Here is a 15,331-nt window from a genome sequence, read left to right as displayed (position 1 = left end):
GGGTATCCGCAATGCGTGATCTGAGTGAGCAGGAAAAGTTCTGGCAGGGCGAGTTCGGCAATCAGTGGGTCGACCGTAACGTCAGTCAACCCTTGGTGGCGGCCAATCTGGCGTTGTTCGCCAAGGCGCTGAACCGCACCGGCAAGATCGAGAGCCTGATGGAGTTGGGCACCAATGCCGGCAACAGTTTGCAGGCGCTGCATCAACTGTTGCCGCGCTGCGAATTGTTCGGCGTCGAGATCAATGAAAGCGCTTATGCTCAGGCCCGAGCACTGCAGATCGCACAGATCTGGCACGGTTCGCTGTTCGACTTCCCGCGTGAGCGCAGCTATGACCTGACACTGAGCAAAGGCGTGCTGATCCATCTGGCGCCGGAGCTGTTGCCGACCGCGTATGCGCAGTTGTACGAATTGAGTCGGCGCTACATCCTGATCGCCGAGTACTACAACCCTGCACCAGTGGAAGTGGTCTATCACGGCAACAGCGGCAAACTGTTCAAGCGCGATTTTGCTGGCGAAATGCTGGATCGCTACCCGGATCTGCAATTGCTCGATTACGGCTTCGTCTATCATCGCGACCGACAATTCCCGGCGGACGATATCACTTGGTTCCTGCTGGAAAAACGCTCTTGAGCAACGTCGCAATCATCCCGGCCCGAGGGGGCAGCAAACGCATCCCGCGCAAGAATCTTGCGCCGTTCGACGGCGTGCCGATGATTGTCCGCTCGATCCGTACTGCACTGGATTCAGGCTTGTTCGATCAAGTTGTGGTCAGCACCGACGACGCAGAGATTGCCGACGTGGCGCGGGCACATGGCGCCGAGGTGCCGTTCCTGCGCCCGGCGCAACTGGCCGATGATTTCACCGGCACCGCAGCGGTGATCGTGCATGCCTTGCAGCAACTGCCGCCCTTCGATTACGCCTGTTGCGTGTACGCCACGGCGCCGTTGTTGCAGGCGCGTTATCTGCGTGAAGGGTTTGAACGGCTGGAGCAGCATCCGGACAAGTCTTTCGCCTTCTCGGTGTGCAGCTTCGGTTTCCCGGTGCAGCGTGCGCTGACACTCGACGGGCAGGGCGCGCTTACGGCGTTGTACCCGGAGTTTCGCAATACCCGTTCGCAGGATCTGCCCGAAGCGTTTCAGGATGCCGGCCAGTTTTACTGGGGGCGCAGCGACGCGTGGTTGCACGGCGAAGTGGTTTATTCGCCGGCGAGTCTGCCAGTGATTCTGCCCCGGCATCTGGTGCAGGACATCGACACCCCCGAAGACTGGAAGCGTGCCGAATACCTTTACGCTGCGCTCAAGGCCGGCGGAGAGCTGCAATGAGAATCCTGATTCGCGCCGACGCCTCGCCGACCATCGGCAGTGGCCATATTGCCCGGTGCCTGACCCTGGCTCGCGTGCTGCGCAAGCACGGCAGTCATGTTGCGTTTGCCTGCCGACGCTTGCCAGGGCATCGGCTCGATGTGTTGCGCGACGAGGGTTTCGAAACCTTCGCGCTACCGGACTTCTACCCCGGTGAAGACCCGCAACAAGCCATCGAATCGATGTTGCCGTGGCAAGCCGACATAGATGCGTTGGGCACGTTGCTGGCAGGTCACGCCGAATTCGACTGGATCATCGTCGATCACTACGGCCTCGATCATCACTGGCAAACCGCCGCGCGCCGTTGGGCGCCGCGCATCGCTGCGGTCGACGATCTCGCCACCCGACGCTACAGCGTTGATCTGCTGCTCAATCAGAATCTCTCCGGCCTCAGCGAGAACTACGCGCCGCTGCTGCCCGATGGCTGCCGTACACTGCTCGGCCCGCGCTTTGCCATGTTGCGTGAGGAGTTCAACTGTCCGGCTATCGAGATCAAAGCCAAGGCGCGGCAAGTATTGGTGAACTTCGGCGGTTTCGACGCGGCGATGCAAACACATCACGCGATGCTGGCGCTGGTGGATTTTCCTGAACTGGAGGTGGACTTCGTCGCGGGTGCCGATAATCCGGCATGGGCGCAAATGCAGGCCTTGGCCGAGACGCGGCCACACTGGCGCCTGCACAGTTTTGTCAGTGACTTCCATCGGCGCATGGCCGAGGCCGATCTGTTTATCGGCGCTGGTGGTGGTACCAGTTGGGAGCGCGCGGCGCTGGGGTTGCCGACGATCTGCATTGCCGTCTCGAACAACCAACAGGTCAACGGCGAAGTGATGGCGGCCGCTGGCGCGCATGTGTTCATGGGTGCCAGCGAGCAGGTCAGTGTCGAGCAGTTGCGTGATGCCATTGGCTTCGTCGCGGGCAATCATTATCTGCGTCAGAGCCTGGCCGAACGTTCGCGGCAACTGGTCGACGGGTGTGGCGCATTGCGGGTCGCCGCGGCGATGGCCGGTGCAGTGCTCAAATTGCGTCCGGCGACGCTGGACGATGCGCCACTGTTGCTCGACGGGATGAGCGCCAGTCTGCGCAATCCGCAGCACTTGTTGTTGATCGCCGAGGCCGATGACGGCCCGGTCGGCGTGTTGCGCTATGACTTGCGCGGCCTCGAGGCCGAAGTCTCGCTGTCCCTGCTTGATCAGCGAATCGGTCTCGGCTGGGGCAGGGCGCTACTGGCGCGTGGCGAGTTGTTTGTCCGTGCGCACTGGCCGCAACTGACCGCCATTAGGGCGCGGGTGTTGCCGGACAATCGTGCCTCATTGAAGGTATTTCGCGACGCCGGCTTCAGCCAGAATGCCTGCGCGCTCACCAAGGTTTTGAAGGAACACCGCACATGAGCAGTTTCAAGATTGGCGACCGTCTGATTGGTGCCGATGCGCCGCCGTTCATCATCGCCGAGATGAGCGGCAACCATAACCAGTCGCTGGATGTGGCGCTGCAAATCGTCGAAGCCGCGGCCAAGGCCGGCGCGCACGCTTTGAAGCTGCAAACCTACACCGCCGAAACCATGACCCTGGATCTGGCTGAAGGCGAGTTCTTCATCAAGGATCCTGGCAGTTTGTGGGCGGGGACTTCGCTTTACGATCTGTATGAGAAAGCCCATACGCCCTGGGAATGGCATGCGCCGATTTTCGCTCGGGCCAAGGAGTTGGGGATGCTCGCGTTCTCGACGCCGTTTGATGACACGGCCGTAGATTTTCTCGAAAGTCTCGACGTGCCGGCGTACAAGATCGCCAGTTTTGAAAACACCGATCTGCCGCTGATCCGCCGTGTCGCCGCCACCGGCAAACCGTTGATTATTTCTACCGGCATGGCCAGCATCGCTGAACTCGATGAAACCGTGCGCGCCGCCCGCGAGGCCGGCTGCAAGGATCTGGTGCTGCTCAAATGCACCAGCACTTACCCGGCAACGCCGCTGAACAGCAACGTGCGCACAATCGCGCATTTGCGTGAGTTGTTCGGCTGCGAGGTGGGGTTGTCCGACCACTCGATGGGTGTCGGCGTGTCGGTGGCGGCCGTGGCACTTGGCGCGACCGTGGTGGAGAAACACTTCACGCTTGACCGTTCGGCAGGCGGGGTCGACGCGAGTTTCTCGCTGGAACCGGCGGAGATGGCCAGTCTGGTGCTGGAAACCGAACGTGCCTGGCAAGCCCTCGGGCAGGTGCAATACGGTGCCACCGAGGCCGAGTTGAAGTCGGTGGTGTATCGCCGTTCGCTGTACGTTACCGCCGACATGGCTGCCGGTGAGCCCTTCACCGCCGCCAATCTGCGCGCCATTCGTCCCGGCCTCGGTCTGCCGCCCAAGCACACCAACGCAGTCCTTGGCCGCCGCGCTCGCGCGCCAATCAAGCGCGGCACGCCGCTGGATTGGTCGTTGGTCGAATAACCCGATCTGCCACCGATTCGGCAAAATAGCGTGACCTGCGAGTCATAACGCGCATCTTCACTGTATTGTATTGATCGGGGAGATGGCGCCTGGACCGTTTCTGGTTGCAGTGATAGCCCTTCGCGCTCCCCCTGGCCGCCCTTCGTGGCGGCCAATTTCTGTTTGTCGGCGCCCCTCGAATCCTTGCGAGCGGTGGTCTTGGGCTGTTTTTTATTGGGAAGCCGTAATGATTGGCATAAAAAGCATTGGGAGCTACGTTCCTGTAGCCGGCGTGGACAATTACGCACAAGGTGCAAAATTCGAGAAGGATGAAGAATTCATCCTTGGCAAAATCGGCTCGGCCTTTCTGCCGCGCAAAGATGCTGATCAAGAGACTTCCGATCTGTGCGTGGAAGCGGCCAATGCGCTGTTTGCCAGCAACCCTGATCTGAAACGTGAATCGATCGACGCACTGATTGTCGTCACCCAGAACGGTGACGAAGAAGGCCTGCCGCACACCGCAGCCATCGTGCAGGACAAACTCGGCCTGCCGACCCATGTTGCCGCGTTCGACATTTCCCTGGGCTGTTCCGGTTATGTCTACGGTATCTACGCGATCAAGGGCTTCATGGAAGCCGCTGGCCTGAAGAACGGCCTGCTGATCACCGCTGACCCGTACTCGAAAATCGTCGACCCGGAAGACCGCAACACCACCATGCTGTTCGGCGATGCCGCCACTGCTACCTGGATGGGTGAAGATCCGACCTGGGCGCTGGGCAAGGCCAAGTTCGGCACCGACGGTTCCGGCGCACCGCACCTGAAAGTCACCGACGGTGTGTTCTTCATGAACGGTCGTCAGGTGTTCAACTTTGCGCTGCTGAAAGTCCCGGCGCACTTGCACGAGCTGCTCGACGATTCTGGCCTCAAGGCTGACGACATCGACGCGTTCTGCATTCACCAGGGCAGCGCGGCGATCGTTGATGCCGTGGCGCGACGTTTCGAGGACAAGCCGGAAAAATTCCTCAAGGACATGGTCGAGACTGGCAACACCGTGTCGTCGAGCATTCCGCTGCTGCTGGAAAAACACGTGATCGATTCCGACTGGCAGCGCATTGCGCTCAGCGGTTTCGGTGTGGGTCTGTCGTGGGGTTCGGCGATTATTTATCGTCCTTGAGCCACACAACGGCCGATACAAAAATAGCGCTCAAGGGTTAACCTTGAGCGCTATTTTTTTGCCTGAAAGGGAGTGCGAGTCGTCATGAGCGAGTTTTTCCAGGCCAACGCCGAAGTCCTGCAACGACGCTGGCCGGCGCTGTTCGAGCGCTTGATGGCAGAAGATAGTTCGGCCATCGAGGCTGAGCTGACGCAGGGGCTGGGCTCGACGCTGAGCGTCAACGGCATCCAGCTCACCAGCCGTCATGAGCGCACGCATGAGGCGCGGACTCAGGCCGCCAGCCTCCCGGACAAAGCGCAACTGCACGTCTACGGCACCGGCCTCGGCGATCTGCCGGGCGTGTTGCTGGAGCGCACAAACCTTGATCGTTTGTACGTGCACATCCTCAATGGCGCGTTGTTTGCGCTGGTGCTGCAACTGATTGATCAACGGCAGTGGCTGGAAGATCCGCGCGTGGAGCTGTTTTATGCGGGCGATCTTTCCGACATCTGCACGCCGTTTTTTGCCTTGCCGGCCGAGATGCTGCTGGCTGATGACTTCAACGCGAAGATCCGTGATCGGCTGGTCAACGAGGTTCATCTGACGTTCAACAACCGCGAATTCGACGTGCAGTCGCCGATTATTCAACAGCGATTGACGGACTGCTTGCCGGTTCTGTTGGGCGATGAGGATGTGGCGCAATTGTTCGATACCTGCGCCGGCCGCGAGGTGTTCGTGATCGGCACTGGCCCGACGTTGGAGAGTCATTTCGAGCGGCTGGCGGCGATTCGTCAGCAGGCTGATCGTCCATTGTTCATCGCCGTGGATACCGCTTATCGGCCGTTGCGCGAACACGCGATTGTCCCGGACATGGTGGTGAGCATCGATCAGCGCATCGGTTTTCGGCATCTGCCGTTCGAAGAGTCAGACGGGATCACCTTGGTGTATCTGCCGATGAGCGATCCCCAAGTGCTGACGGCCTGGAAGGGCAAGCGCTACGGCGGCTATTCGGCCAGTCCGGTGTATGCCGGTTTGCGCGAGCAACATCCGCGCGCGCTGCTGCATGTCGGCGGTAGTGTCATTCACCCGGCAGTGGATCTGGCGGTGAAGATGGGGGCCTCGCGCATTACCTTGTTCGGTGCGGATTTCGCATTCCCGATGAACAAGACCCATGCCGGCTGGAATGACGGTGATCTGGGGCCGGGAGTGGATCAGGCGCGTCACTGGGTGCGGGATGGCAATGGCCAGCGGGTCAGTACGCAACTCAACTTCCGTGGTTACTTGTGCGTTCTGGAGCGATACATCGCTGCGCATCCGCATGTGCAATTCTTTAATAGCAGTCGCGCGGGTGCGTTGATTGCCGGGACGCAATTCAATAAGGAGTTTGTGCAATGACGGCGATTGAGCAGTGCGCTGACCAATGCCGTCAATGCGCCGGGTTGTTTCGTCTGGGGCGCGATGTCGAGGCTGCGCTGAACATGGTTGATGTGTTTGAAGAGGCGCAGAAGTTGTTGATTTCAGCGCCTGAACATATTCAGCAAGGCTGGGAATATGTGCTCACGCAGATGTATGAGTGCCAAGAGCGTCAGGACTGGTTGGGGCTCGCCGATTACATGGAGTACGAACTGATCGAGCTACTGCAAAATGCACGAGTGCCTGAGTGAGCGATAGCGCTGGCCTGCGGCTTTGCGCTACGGACGTTTTTATGACGTCATTTTTTCGTGGGTGAGGGGCGGCTAAGCCCTTGTTTTCTCGGGGGTGGCAGGGTGATGGCAAATTTTTTTAAAAAAGCCCTCAAGCAACCTGATAACCCGACGATAACTATTACGAAGGTTCTCTAGGCCATACCCGGCGGTTGCCAGGGCCGGAAGCCGCAGTACCCAACCAACGAGGAATTCGTCATGGCTTTAACAGTAAACACCAACACCACGTCGTTGAACGTTCAGAAAAACCTGAACCGCGCTTCCGACGCTCTGTCGACTTCGATGCAGCGCCTGTCTTCCGGCCTGAAAATCAACAGCGCTAAAGACGACGCCGCTGGCCTGCAGATCTCCAACCGTATGGCTTCGCAGATCCGTGGTGGCAACCAGGCTATCCAGAACGCCAACGACGGTATCTCCGTTGCTCAGGCTGCTGAAGGCGGTCTGCAAGCGACTACCGACATTCTGCAGCGTATGCGTGAACTGGCTGTTAAAGCACGTAACGGTACCAACGGCACTGCTGACCAGACCGCTACCAACTCCGAATTCGCTCAGATGTCCGACGAGATCACCCGTATCTCGGCTTCGACCAACCTGAACGGCAAAAACCTGCTGGACGGTACCGCTGGTACTGTAACTCTGCAAGTTGGCGCAAACACCGGCGCAGCTAACCACATCGACCTGGTACTGAGCTCCAAGTTCGACGCCGTCAGCCTGTCCGTAGGTAGCGGTACCGTAGTTCTGACCGGTGCTACCGGTACTGGTGCTGGTTCTGCTTCGCAGAACATCGACAACGCGATCACTGCAATCGACGCCGCTATCGCTGCCATCGGTGCACAGCGCGCCAGCCTGGGTGCTTCGCAAAACCGTCTGACCAGCACCATCTCCAACCTGCAGAACATCGTGGAAAACACCACTGCTGCACAGGGTCGTGTACAAGACACCGACTTCGCCGCAGAAACTGCTAACCTGACCAAGCAGCAAACTCTGCAGCAGGCTTCGACCTCCGTTCTGGCTCAAGCCAACCAACTGCCTTCCGCTGTACTGAAGCTGCTTCAGTAATTTCGGATCGAGTTTAAGCGGGGGAGTGCGCTTGTCGCGCTCTCTCGCTTTTTTACTTTAGGAGGTGATGGGCATGGACATGAGCGTAAAGCTTAACGTGTCTTATCCGGCTCCCAAGCCAGCAACACCGGTTGCTGAAAAACCGGCAGACACGCCAGTGGTTGCCAAGGTCGACGCTCCGGTCGCTGATAAAAAGAGTCAGGTTACGGACGATGCCAAGTTGAAGCAGGCAGTTCAGGACATCGAGAAGTTTGTCCAGTCGATCAAGCGTAATCTGGAGTTCTCTATCGATGAACACTCCGGCAAGGTCGTCGTCAAAGTAATTGCAAGCGAGACGGGTGAGGTCGTTCGACAGATCCCTTCCGCCGAAGCCCTCAAGCTGGCAGACAGCCTCGCCAACGCGAGTCACGTGTTGTTCGACGCCAAAGTCTGATAGCTGGCATGAATAGTGTTTGTACGTTCTCAGGACGCTGTTAACGGTCAAAAGAATGGCAACAATCTGAAGGGAGATGCACATGGCAAGTCCAATTCTACCGGGTTCCGGGCTAGGTTCCGGTCTGGACATCGGCTCGATCGTGACTGCGCTGGTCAATGCCGACAAATCGGCCAAACAGACGCAGATCGATACTCAGACCAAAACCAACTCGCTGAAAATTTCCGGTGTAGGTTCGCTGAAAAGCGCGCTGGCGGCATTCCAGAAGTCGATGACTGATCTGGACAAGGCAACCAACCCTGCGTTTGCCGGTTATTCCGCGACTTCGGATACTCCGACGGTTCTCGGTGCAACTTCTGACAGTACGGCTGTGCCTGGCAGTTACAACGTTGTCGTGAAGACTTTGGCAACCGGGTCGAAGATAGCCAGTGCTGCTTTTGCTGGTGGCGCCACCAGTGCTATTCCGAGTGGTACTCTGAAAATCAGTCAGAATGGCATTGATTACAATGTCGCGATTCCGGCCAATGCCACCTTGCAGAGCACTCGTGACGCGATCAACAGTGCGCAGGCGAGCAATGGTATTTCCGCCAACATCGTGACCGACGCCAGCGGCGCGTCGCGATTGGTGATCAACTCGAGCAAGACCGGTACAGGCATGGACCTGAAGGTCAGCGGTATTGCCGGGCTGGAAATCGACGGTACCCAGAAAATGGGGGATAACCCGGCGGCTGGCACTTCCGGCGCTGTTGGTGATTTGGCCGGCGATGCCACGATCAGCATCGACGGTCTGAACGTTACCAGCAAAAGCAACACGGTAACCGGCGCAATCAGCGGCATGACGTTGAACCTCGTTGCCGTGAGCCCTAAAGACGCCGTTGGGAAGCAGATAGGCGCGAATGTCACCGTCGCCACGAACACCGCAGGCATCCAGACTTCTCTACAGACGTTCATGGATTCCTACAACACGCTGAAGCGAACCATCGACACCCTGTCCAATGCGACAGCGGATGAGGATGGCAATCTGACGGTTTCGGCCGCGTTTACCGGTGACTCGCTGCCGCGCTCGCTGATGGCCGATATCCGTTCGCAGTTGACCCAGTCCTCGGCGGGGACAGGGCAACTGGCTGTGTTGTCGCAGATGGGCGTGCTGACCGACAAGGAAACCGGTGAGCTGACGCTGGACACCAAGGTGTTCAACGATCGTATGGCCACACCGGGCATGGCTGGCCAGGTTCAGCAGATGTTCTCTGGCACCACTTCGACCAATGGTCTGCTGTCGCGCATGAAGGCGGCCGTCGATCCTTACGTCAAGTCGGGTACCGGTCTGCTCGATCAACGCAGCACCAATCTGACCAATGCCGCTGCAAGTCTGAAAAAACAGCAGGCCGCGCTCGATATACACGTGGCGAGCCTGACGGCGACTTTGACTGCCAAGTACAACGCCATGGATCTGTTGGTTGGGCAAATGAAAGCGACGGCGAGCAACATCACCTCGTTCTTCGCCTCGCTTGACGCGCAGAAGTCCGCCAGCTAGTTCATGAGCTGACGACAAAAACCCGGCTACGCTTTATCGGCGTGCGCCGGGTTTTTGTCTTTTCATCTAAAGTTTTGTGGCTCGTTGGCGATACACTGGTTATACGAGTCATTGTGGCAATGAGGTAGAACATGAACCCAATGTTAGCCCTTCGGCAATATCAGAAAGTCGGCGCACATGCCCAGACATCCGAAGCGAGCCCGCACCGCCTGGTGCAAATGTTGATGGAAGGCGGTCTGGAGCGTATCGCTCAGGCCAAAGGCGCCATCGAGCGCAAGGACATTCCTGCCAAGGGCACTGCCATCAGCAAGGCTATTGGCATTATCGGTGGCTTGTGTGAAGGCCTGGATCTGGAAAACAGTGCCGATACGGTCGGTGAGCTCAACCAGCTTTACATCTACATGATGAAGCGGCTGGCACAGGCCAATATCGACAGCGATCCACGGATTCTCGATGAAGTCGCTGGTCTGCTGCGTACCGTGAAGGAAGGCTGGGATGGCATTGCTCCGCCAGGACCCCAGTTTTAAAGGAGAACACCATGAGTCTTGTATTGCAGCGAATCGCCGATACCCGTGAAGCGTTGGCCAGTGCCTTGGCCGAACGTAATTGGGAAGCCATTGGCGAGCTGGATCTGGCTTGCCGTGCCTGCATGGAAGACGTCATGGCTGAAGCTCCGGTGGACGAGGTCGCGTTGCGCGAAAATCTTGAGGAGTTGCTCCACGTCTACAAGGAGCTTCTTGAGGCTGCCATGGGTGAGCGGCAGGCAATTGCCAATGAGATGTCGCAGATCACCCAAGCGCAAAAGGCAGCAAAGGTTTACCATCTGTTTGGTTAATTAATCCCCAGTTAATCCAGACATGTGCGCCATAAATTTGACTGTGCACGGTTTTTTGACTTAACTAGTGGCTGATTTCAGATTTCAGGCGTCTACAGGCACAAGGTGTCCTGCAAGCGTCTCGCTTGCCCCATTTTTCGGGCATTGAGTTGACTAGGGAAGTTGCTATTGCATGTGGCGTGAAACCAAAATTCTGCTGATCGATGACGATAGCGTCCGCCGCCGCGACCTGGCGGTGATTCTAAATTTTCTCGGCGAAGAAAATTTACCCTGCGGTAGCCATGACTGGCAGCAGGCAGTCGGCTCTTTGTCGTCTAGTCGTGAGGTCATTTGCGTACTGATCGGGACGGTCAATGCTCCTGGTGCGCTTTTGGGCTTGCTAAAGACACTCTCAACCTGGGATGAGTTCCTTCCGGTTTTGTTGATGGGCGATAATTCTTCCGTCGACCTGCCTGATGACCAGCGTCGTCGCGTGCTCTCGACCCTCGAAATGCCGCCGAGCTACAGCAAATTGCTCGACTCGCTGCACCGCGCTCAGGTCTACCGCGAAATGTACGACCAGGCCCGCGAGCGCGGCCGTCATCGCGAACCCAATCTGTTCCGCAGCCTCGTCGGCACCAGCCGTGCGATCCAGCACGTGCGTCAGATGATGCAGCAAGTGGCCGACACCGACGCCAGCGTGCTGATCCTCGGCGAGTCCGGCACCGGCAAGGAAGTGGTTGCGCGCAACCTGCACTACCACTCCAAGCGTCGCGACGCGCCGTTCGTGCCGGTCAACTGCGGGGCGATCCCGGCAGAGTTGCTGGAAAGCGAGCTGTTCGGTCACGAAAAGGGCGCTTTCACTGGCGCCATCACCAGCCGTGCTGGCCGTTTCGAACTGGCCAACGGCGGTACGCTGTTTCTCGACGAAATCGGCGACATGCCTCTGCCGATGCAGGTCAAACTGCTGCGCGTCCTGCAGGAGCGCACCTTCGAGCGCGTGGGCAGCAACAAGACCCAGAGCGTCGATGTGCGCATCATTGCCGCGACTCACAAGAATCTCGAAAGCATGATCGAGATCGGCACCTTCCGCGAAGATCTCTACTATCGCCTGAACGTGTTCCCGATCGAGATGGCGCCGCTGCGTGAACGCGTCGAAGACATCCCGCTGCTGATGAACGAACTGATCTCGCGCATGGAGCACGAGAAACGCGGTTCGATCCGTTTCAACTCCGCCGCGATCATGTCGCTGTGCCGTCACGGCTGGCCGGGTAACGTTCGTGAGCTGGCCAACCTCGTGGAGCGCATGGCGATCATGCACCCGTACGGGGTGATCGGCGTCGTCGAGTTGCCGAAGAAATTCCGCTACGTCGATGACGAAGACGAGCAAATGGTCGACAGCCTGCGCAGCGATCTCGAAGAGCGCGTGGCCATCAATGGTCATACCCCGGACTTCACCGCCAACGCCATGTTGCCGCCGGAAGGCCTGGACCTGAAAGACTACCTCGGGGGTCTGGAACAAGGCCTGATCCAGCAGGCGCTGGACGATGCCAATGGCATTGTTGCGCGTGCTGCCGAACGTCTGCGCATTCGACGTACCACGCTGGTCGAGAAGATGCGCAAGTACGGCATGAGCCGGCGCGATGGAGACGAACAGGCGGAGGATTGACGCCTGTTTTTCAACTGCTTCATTTATAAGCAGTTTTTTTTAGGCACGGGTATTGCTACATCCCTCGCAACGTTCCGTTTAACTGACGGTCAGCCAAGCGAGAGAGCACAATGCCCCAAGCCTCCCAGATGTCTTCTGCCTCCAGTCCCGAGGGGCAACCGTCCTCCGTAGAGCAGGCAAGCCGACAGGGTCTTGAGCAGGCTTTCGAGCTGTTCAATCAAATGTCCAGCCAGTTGACTGACTCCTACAGCATGCTCGAGGCGCGGGTGACCGAGCTCAAGGGTGAGCTGGCCGTGGTCAGCGCCCAGCGCATGCAGGAACTGGCGGAAAAAGAACGTCTGGCCAACCGTCTGCAAAACCTTCTTGATCTGTTGCCCGGTGGCGTCATCGTGATTGATGGCCACGGCATCGTGCGCGAAGCCAACCCGGCCGCCATCGACTTGCTCGGGCTGCCGCTGGAGGGTGAGCTGTGGCGTAATGTCATTGCGCGTTGTTTTGCGCCGCGTGAAGACGACGGCCACGAAATCTCCCTGAAAAACGGTCGACGCCTGTCGATTGCCACGCGCTCGCTGGATGCCGAGCCGGGGCAATTGGTGCTGCTCAACGACCTGACAGAAACCCGTCATCTGCAAGATCAACTGGCGCGCCACGAACGTCTGTCCTCGCTGGGGCGTATGGTCGCCTCGCTGGCGCATCAGATCCGCACGCCGTTGTCCGCCGCGTTGCTCTACGCCAGTCACTTGACCGAGCAGGAACTGCCGGTCGCCACCCAGCAGCGTTTCGCCGGACGCCTCAAGGAGCGCCTGCATGAGCTGGAGCATCAGGTGCGCGACATGCTGGTATTCGCTCGCGGTGAATTGCCGCTGACCGATCGCCTCACCCCGAATGCGCTGATGCAATCGCTGCAGGCTGCCGCATTGACCCACGTGCAGGATCTGCCAATTCGCTGGCAGTGCGACAGTCATGTCGGCGAGTTGCTGTGCAACCGCGACACACTGGTCGGGGCGCTGTTGAATCTGATCGAAAACGCGATTCAGGCCAGCACTGCTGATGTGCGCCTGAAAGTGCATTGCTACACCCGCGATAACACCCTGCGTCTGTGCGTCAGTGACAGTGGCAGCGGCATTGACCCGGTTGTTCTGGCGCGGCTCGGCGAACCATTTTTCACCACTAAAGTCACCGGTACCGGCCTCGGCCTGACCGTGGTCAAGGCTGTGGCCCGGGCACATCAGGGAGAATTGCAGCTGCGTTCGCGAGTCGGGCGCGGCACGTGCGCGCAGGTGATTCTGCCGCTGTTTTCCGCTGTACAGGGAGCTGAGTGAACGTCATGGGCATCAAGGTTTTGCTGGTCGAGGATGACCGTTCGTTGCGCGAGGCGCTGGCCGATACGTTGCTGTTGGCTGGCCATGATTATCAAGCCGTCGGCAGTGCTGAGGAGGCGTTGACGGCGGTGGCGCGCGAAGCATTCAGCCTGGTGGTCAGCGACGTCAACATGCCCGGCATGGATGGCCATCAATTGCTTGCGTTGCTGCGTACTCGTCAGCCGCAATTGCCGGTGTTGCTCATGACTGCTCACGGGGCGGTCGAGCGTGCCGTCGATGCGATGCGCCAGGGCGCGGCGGACTATCTGGTCAAGCCGTTTGAACCCAAGGCTCTGCTGGATCTGGTGTCGCGACACGCGCTGGGCAGCCTCGGTGCAGGCGACGTCGAAGGCCCGATCGCGGTCGAGCCGGCCAGTGCCCAGCTTCTGGAACTGGCGGCGCGCGTTGCACGCAGCGACTCCACCGTGCTGATTTCCGGCGAGTCAGGTACCGGCAAGGAAGTGCTGGCACGCTACATTCACCAGCAGTCCCATCGTGCCAGCCAACCGTTCATCGCGATCAATTGCGCGGCCATCCCCGACAACATGCTCGAAGCGACGTTATTCGGTCACGAGAAAGGCTCGTTCACTGGCGCCATCGCGGCGCAGGCGGGCAAGTTCGAACAGGCCGACGGCGGCACCATCCTGCTCGATGAAATTTCCGAAATGCCCCTCGGCCTGCAAGCCAAGCTGCTGCGCGTGTTGCAAGAGCGCGAAGTCGAGCGGGTGGGGGCGCGCAAGCCAATCACGTTGGACATTCGCGTGGTCGCCACCACCAACCGCGATCTGGCCGGGGAAGTGGCGGCGGGGCGTTTCCGTGAAGATCTTTTTTACCGTCTGTCGGTTTTCCCCCTCGCCTGGCGTCCACTTCGCGAGCGCACTGCCGATATCTTGCCGCTGGCTGAGCGCTTGCTGGCCAAGCACGTCAATAAAATGAAGCATGCGGCGGCGAAACTTTCGCCGGAAGCGCAGGCGTGCCTGACTGGATATCCATGGCCGGGCAATGTGCGAGAGCTGGATAACGCGATTCAGCGGGCGTTGATTCTGCAGCAGGGAGGTTTGATCCAACCGCAGGATTTCTGTCTCGCCGGTCCCGTGATGTTCGCCACGTTGCCAGTGGCAGCGCCGGTGCCCGCCGTGATTCGTGAGGTGGAAATCGAAGCGGATTCGGCCGGAGCCCTGGGCGATGACCTGCGCCGCCGGGAGTTTCAGATGATCATCGACACCTTGCGCACCGAGCGTGGCCGGCGCAAGGAAGCGGCAGAAAAGCTCGGTATCAGCCCGCGCACCTTGCGTTACAAGCTGGCGCAAATGCGCGACGCCGGCATGGATGTCGAAGGCTACCTGTTCGCTACGTGAGTCGTGGCGCAAAGACTTGAAAATGCTTTTCTGAAAGGGCTGCCCATGAGCTGGCACCCTTGTTGCTAATACCTGTGTACCCGCCGAGTGAGTGTCAAAAAATTGCGGGCCGCCCAAGAGAGTAGACCATGAGCCAAGGTATTGAATTTAATCGGTTGATGACAGACATGAAGGCCATGAAGCTGGATGCCATGTCTGCGCCGAAATCGACGACCGCTGTCCCTGAACTGGCGGGCAGCAGCTTTTCCGACATGCTCGGTCAGGCGATCAACAAAGTCAGCGATACCCAGACCGCGTCGACTCAATTGGCCAATGCCTTTGAAGTTGGCAAGAGCGGCGTCGATCTGACGGACGTGATGATCGCTTCGCAAAAAGCCAGCGTGTCGTTCCAGGCTCTGACCCAGGTGCGCAACAAGCTGGTTCAGGCATATCAAGACATCATGCAGATGCCGGTTTAAGGACGAGATT

16 protein-coding genes are annotated in these 15,331 nt (G+C 58.9%); all 16 read left to right on the top strand.

All coding sequences use genetic code 11. The features are described 5' to 3' along the window. Window positions 1-11 precede the first annotated feature (11 nt). The 16 genes from JFT81_RS11900 (at window position 12) to fliE (ending at window position 15,321) form a co-directional block, all read left to right on the top strand. The gene (locus tag JFT81_RS11900) at window positions 12-632 is read left to right on the top strand and encodes a pseudaminic acid biosynthesis-associated methylase (RefSeq protein ID WP_201227458.1); all 621 of its coding nucleotides are present in this window, start codon (window positions 12-14) and stop codon (window positions 630-632) included. Then, window positions 629-1,324, top strand: a complete 696-nt coding sequence (gene pseF / locus JFT81_RS11895; RefSeq protein WP_201227457.1) for a pseudaminic acid cytidylyltransferase — start codon at window positions 629-631, stop codon at window positions 1,322-1,324. The genes JFT81_RS11900 and pseF overlap by 4 nt, the downstream gene beginning before the upstream one ends. Further along, a complete protein-coding gene (gene pseG / locus JFT81_RS11890; RefSeq protein WP_201227456.1) occupies window positions 1,321-2,751 on the top strand; it encodes a UDP-2,4-diacetamido-2,4,6-trideoxy-beta-L-altropyranose hydrolase in 1,431 nt (476 codons plus the stop codon). Before pseF ends, pseG begins: the two co-directional genes overlap by 4 nt. Continuing rightward, on the top strand, window positions 2,748-3,800 hold the full coding sequence (gene pseI / locus JFT81_RS11885) for a pseudaminic acid synthase (RefSeq protein ID WP_201227455.1): 1,053 nt from the start codon (window positions 2,748-2,750) through the stop codon (window positions 3,798-3,800). Before pseG ends, pseI begins: the two co-directional genes overlap by 4 nt. Before the next feature lie 226 nt (window positions 3,801-4,026). Beyond that, window positions 4,027-4,953 (top strand): ketoacyl-ACP synthase III, encoded by a 927-nt coding sequence (locus tag JFT81_RS11880; RefSeq protein WP_201227454.1) that lies wholly within the window; start codon window positions 4,027-4,029, stop codon window positions 4,951-4,953. Between the two features lie 84 nt (window positions 4,954-5,037). After that, entirely contained in the window at window positions 5,038-6,327 is a 1,290-nt protein-coding gene (locus JFT81_RS11875; RefSeq protein ID WP_201227453.1) for a 6-hydroxymethylpterin diphosphokinase MptE-like protein, read from the top strand. Further along, entirely contained in the window at window positions 6,324-6,596 is a 273-nt protein-coding gene (locus JFT81_RS11870; protein ID WP_201227452.1) for a hypothetical protein, read from the top strand. The genes JFT81_RS11875 and JFT81_RS11870 overlap by 4 nt, the downstream gene beginning before the upstream one ends. Window positions 6,597-6,833: 237 nt before the next feature. Beyond that, window positions 6,834-7,694 carry a flagellin domain-containing protein gene (locus JFT81_RS11865; protein WP_201227451.1) on the top strand — a complete coding sequence of 287 codons (861 nt, stop codon included), beginning with the start codon at window positions 6,834-6,836 and terminating at the stop codon, window positions 7,692-7,694. 73 nt (window positions 7,695-7,767) lie between these two features. Further along, a complete protein-coding gene (locus JFT81_RS11860) occupies window positions 7,768-8,127 on the top strand; it encodes a flagellar protein FlaG (RefSeq protein WP_201227450.1) in 360 nt (119 codons plus the stop codon). Window positions 8,128-8,209: 82 nt separating this feature from the next. Beyond that, on the top strand, window positions 8,210-9,661 hold the full coding sequence (fliD, locus tag JFT81_RS11855) for a flagellar filament capping protein FliD (protein ID WP_201227449.1): 1,452 nt from the start codon (window positions 8,210-8,212) through the stop codon (window positions 9,659-9,661). 131 nt (window positions 9,662-9,792) lie between these two features. Continuing rightward, window positions 9,793-10,188 carry a flagellar export chaperone FliS gene (fliS, locus tag JFT81_RS11850; protein WP_201227448.1) on the top strand — a complete coding sequence of 132 codons (396 nt, stop codon included), beginning with the start codon at window positions 9,793-9,795 and terminating at the stop codon, window positions 10,186-10,188. Window positions 10,189-10,199: 11 nt separating this feature from the next. Next, entirely contained in the window at window positions 10,200-10,496 is a 297-nt protein-coding gene (fliT, locus tag JFT81_RS11845; protein ID WP_201227447.1) for a flagellar protein FliT, read from the top strand. A 172-nt stretch (window positions 10,497-10,668) separates the two neighbouring features. Continuing rightward, window positions 10,669-12,144, top strand: a complete 1,476-nt coding sequence (locus JFT81_RS11840; RefSeq protein WP_122661536.1) for a sigma-54 dependent transcriptional regulator — start codon at window positions 10,669-10,671, stop codon at window positions 12,142-12,144. Between the two features lie 128 nt (window positions 12,145-12,272). Next, window positions 12,273-13,466, top strand: a complete 1,194-nt coding sequence (locus JFT81_RS11835) for an ATP-binding protein (RefSeq protein WP_201228086.1) — start codon at window positions 12,273-12,275, stop codon at window positions 13,464-13,466. Between the two features lie 5 nt (window positions 13,467-13,471). Then, the gene (locus tag JFT81_RS11830) at window positions 13,472-14,863 is read left to right on the top strand and encodes a sigma-54 dependent transcriptional regulator (RefSeq protein ID WP_201227446.1); all 1,392 of its coding nucleotides are present in this window, start codon (window positions 13,472-13,474) and stop codon (window positions 14,861-14,863) included. Between the two features lie 128 nt (window positions 14,864-14,991). Further along, window positions 14,992-15,321, top strand: coding sequence for a flagellar hook-basal body complex protein FliE (gene fliE, locus JFT81_RS11825; RefSeq protein ID WP_064119537.1), 330 nt, complete (start codon window positions 14,992-14,994; stop codon window positions 15,319-15,321). Window positions 15,322-15,331: the final 10 nt, after the last annotated feature.

It is taken from the genome of Pseudomonas sp. TH43 (assembly GCF_016650635.1).
In the GTDB taxonomy this organism is placed as follows: Bacteria; Pseudomonadota; Gammaproteobacteria; order Pseudomonadales; family Pseudomonadaceae; genus Aquipseudomonas.
The sequence above is the reverse complement of the archived record's forward strand: the minus strand, read 5'-3'. Positions and strand labels throughout refer to the sequence as shown.

Bases quoted from the DNA above. Each gene is read 5' to 3' on its own strand.
- JFT81_RS11840 (WP_122661536.1), top strand. From the start codon at position 10,669: ATGTGGCGTGAAACCAAAATTCTGCTGATCGATGACGATAGCGTCCGC.
- JFT81_RS11865 (WP_201227451.1), top strand. From the start codon at position 6,834: ATGGCTTTAACAGTAAACACCAACACCACGTCGTTGAACGTTCAGAAA.
- JFT81_RS11880 (WP_201227454.1), top strand. From the start codon at position 4,027: ATGATTGGCATAAAAAGCATTGGGAGCTACGTTCCTGTAGCCGGCGTG.
- fliE (WP_064119537.1), top strand. From the start codon at position 14,992: ATGAGCCAAGGTATTGAATTTAATCGGTTGATGACAGACATGAAGGCC.
- JFT81_RS11835 (WP_201228086.1), top strand. From the start codon at position 12,273: ATGTCTTCTGCCTCCAGTCCCGAGGGGCAACCGTCCTCCGTAGAGCAG.
- JFT81_RS11870 (WP_201227452.1), top strand. From the start codon at position 6,324: ATGACGGCGATTGAGCAGTGCGCTGACCAATGCCGTCAATGCGCCGGG.
- fliD (WP_201227449.1), top strand. From the start codon at position 8,210: ATGGCAAGTCCAATTCTACCGGGTTCCGGGCTAGGTTCCGGTCTGGAC.
- JFT81_RS11860 (WP_201227450.1), top strand. From the start codon at position 7,768: ATGGACATGAGCGTAAAGCTTAACGTGTCTTATCCGGCTCCCAAGCCA.
- JFT81_RS11830 (WP_201227446.1), top strand. From the start codon at position 13,472: ATGGGCATCAAGGTTTTGCTGGTCGAGGATGACCGTTCGTTGCGCGAG.
- JFT81_RS11900 (WP_201227458.1), top strand. From the start codon at position 12: ATGCGTGATCTGAGTGAGCAGGAAAAGTTCTGGCAGGGCGAGTTCGGC.
- JFT81_RS11875 (WP_201227453.1), top strand. From the start codon at position 5,038: ATGAGCGAGTTTTTCCAGGCCAACGCCGAAGTCCTGCAACGACGCTGG.
- fliS (WP_201227448.1), top strand. From the start codon at position 9,793: ATGAACCCAATGTTAGCCCTTCGGCAATATCAGAAAGTCGGCGCACAT.
- pseG (WP_201227456.1), top strand. From the start codon at position 1,321: ATGAGAATCCTGATTCGCGCCGACGCCTCGCCGACCATCGGCAGTGGC.
- fliT (WP_201227447.1), top strand. From the start codon at position 10,200: ATGAGTCTTGTATTGCAGCGAATCGCCGATACCCGTGAAGCGTTGGCC.
- pseI (WP_201227455.1), top strand. From the start codon at position 2,748: ATGAGCAGTTTCAAGATTGGCGACCGTCTGATTGGTGCCGATGCGCCG.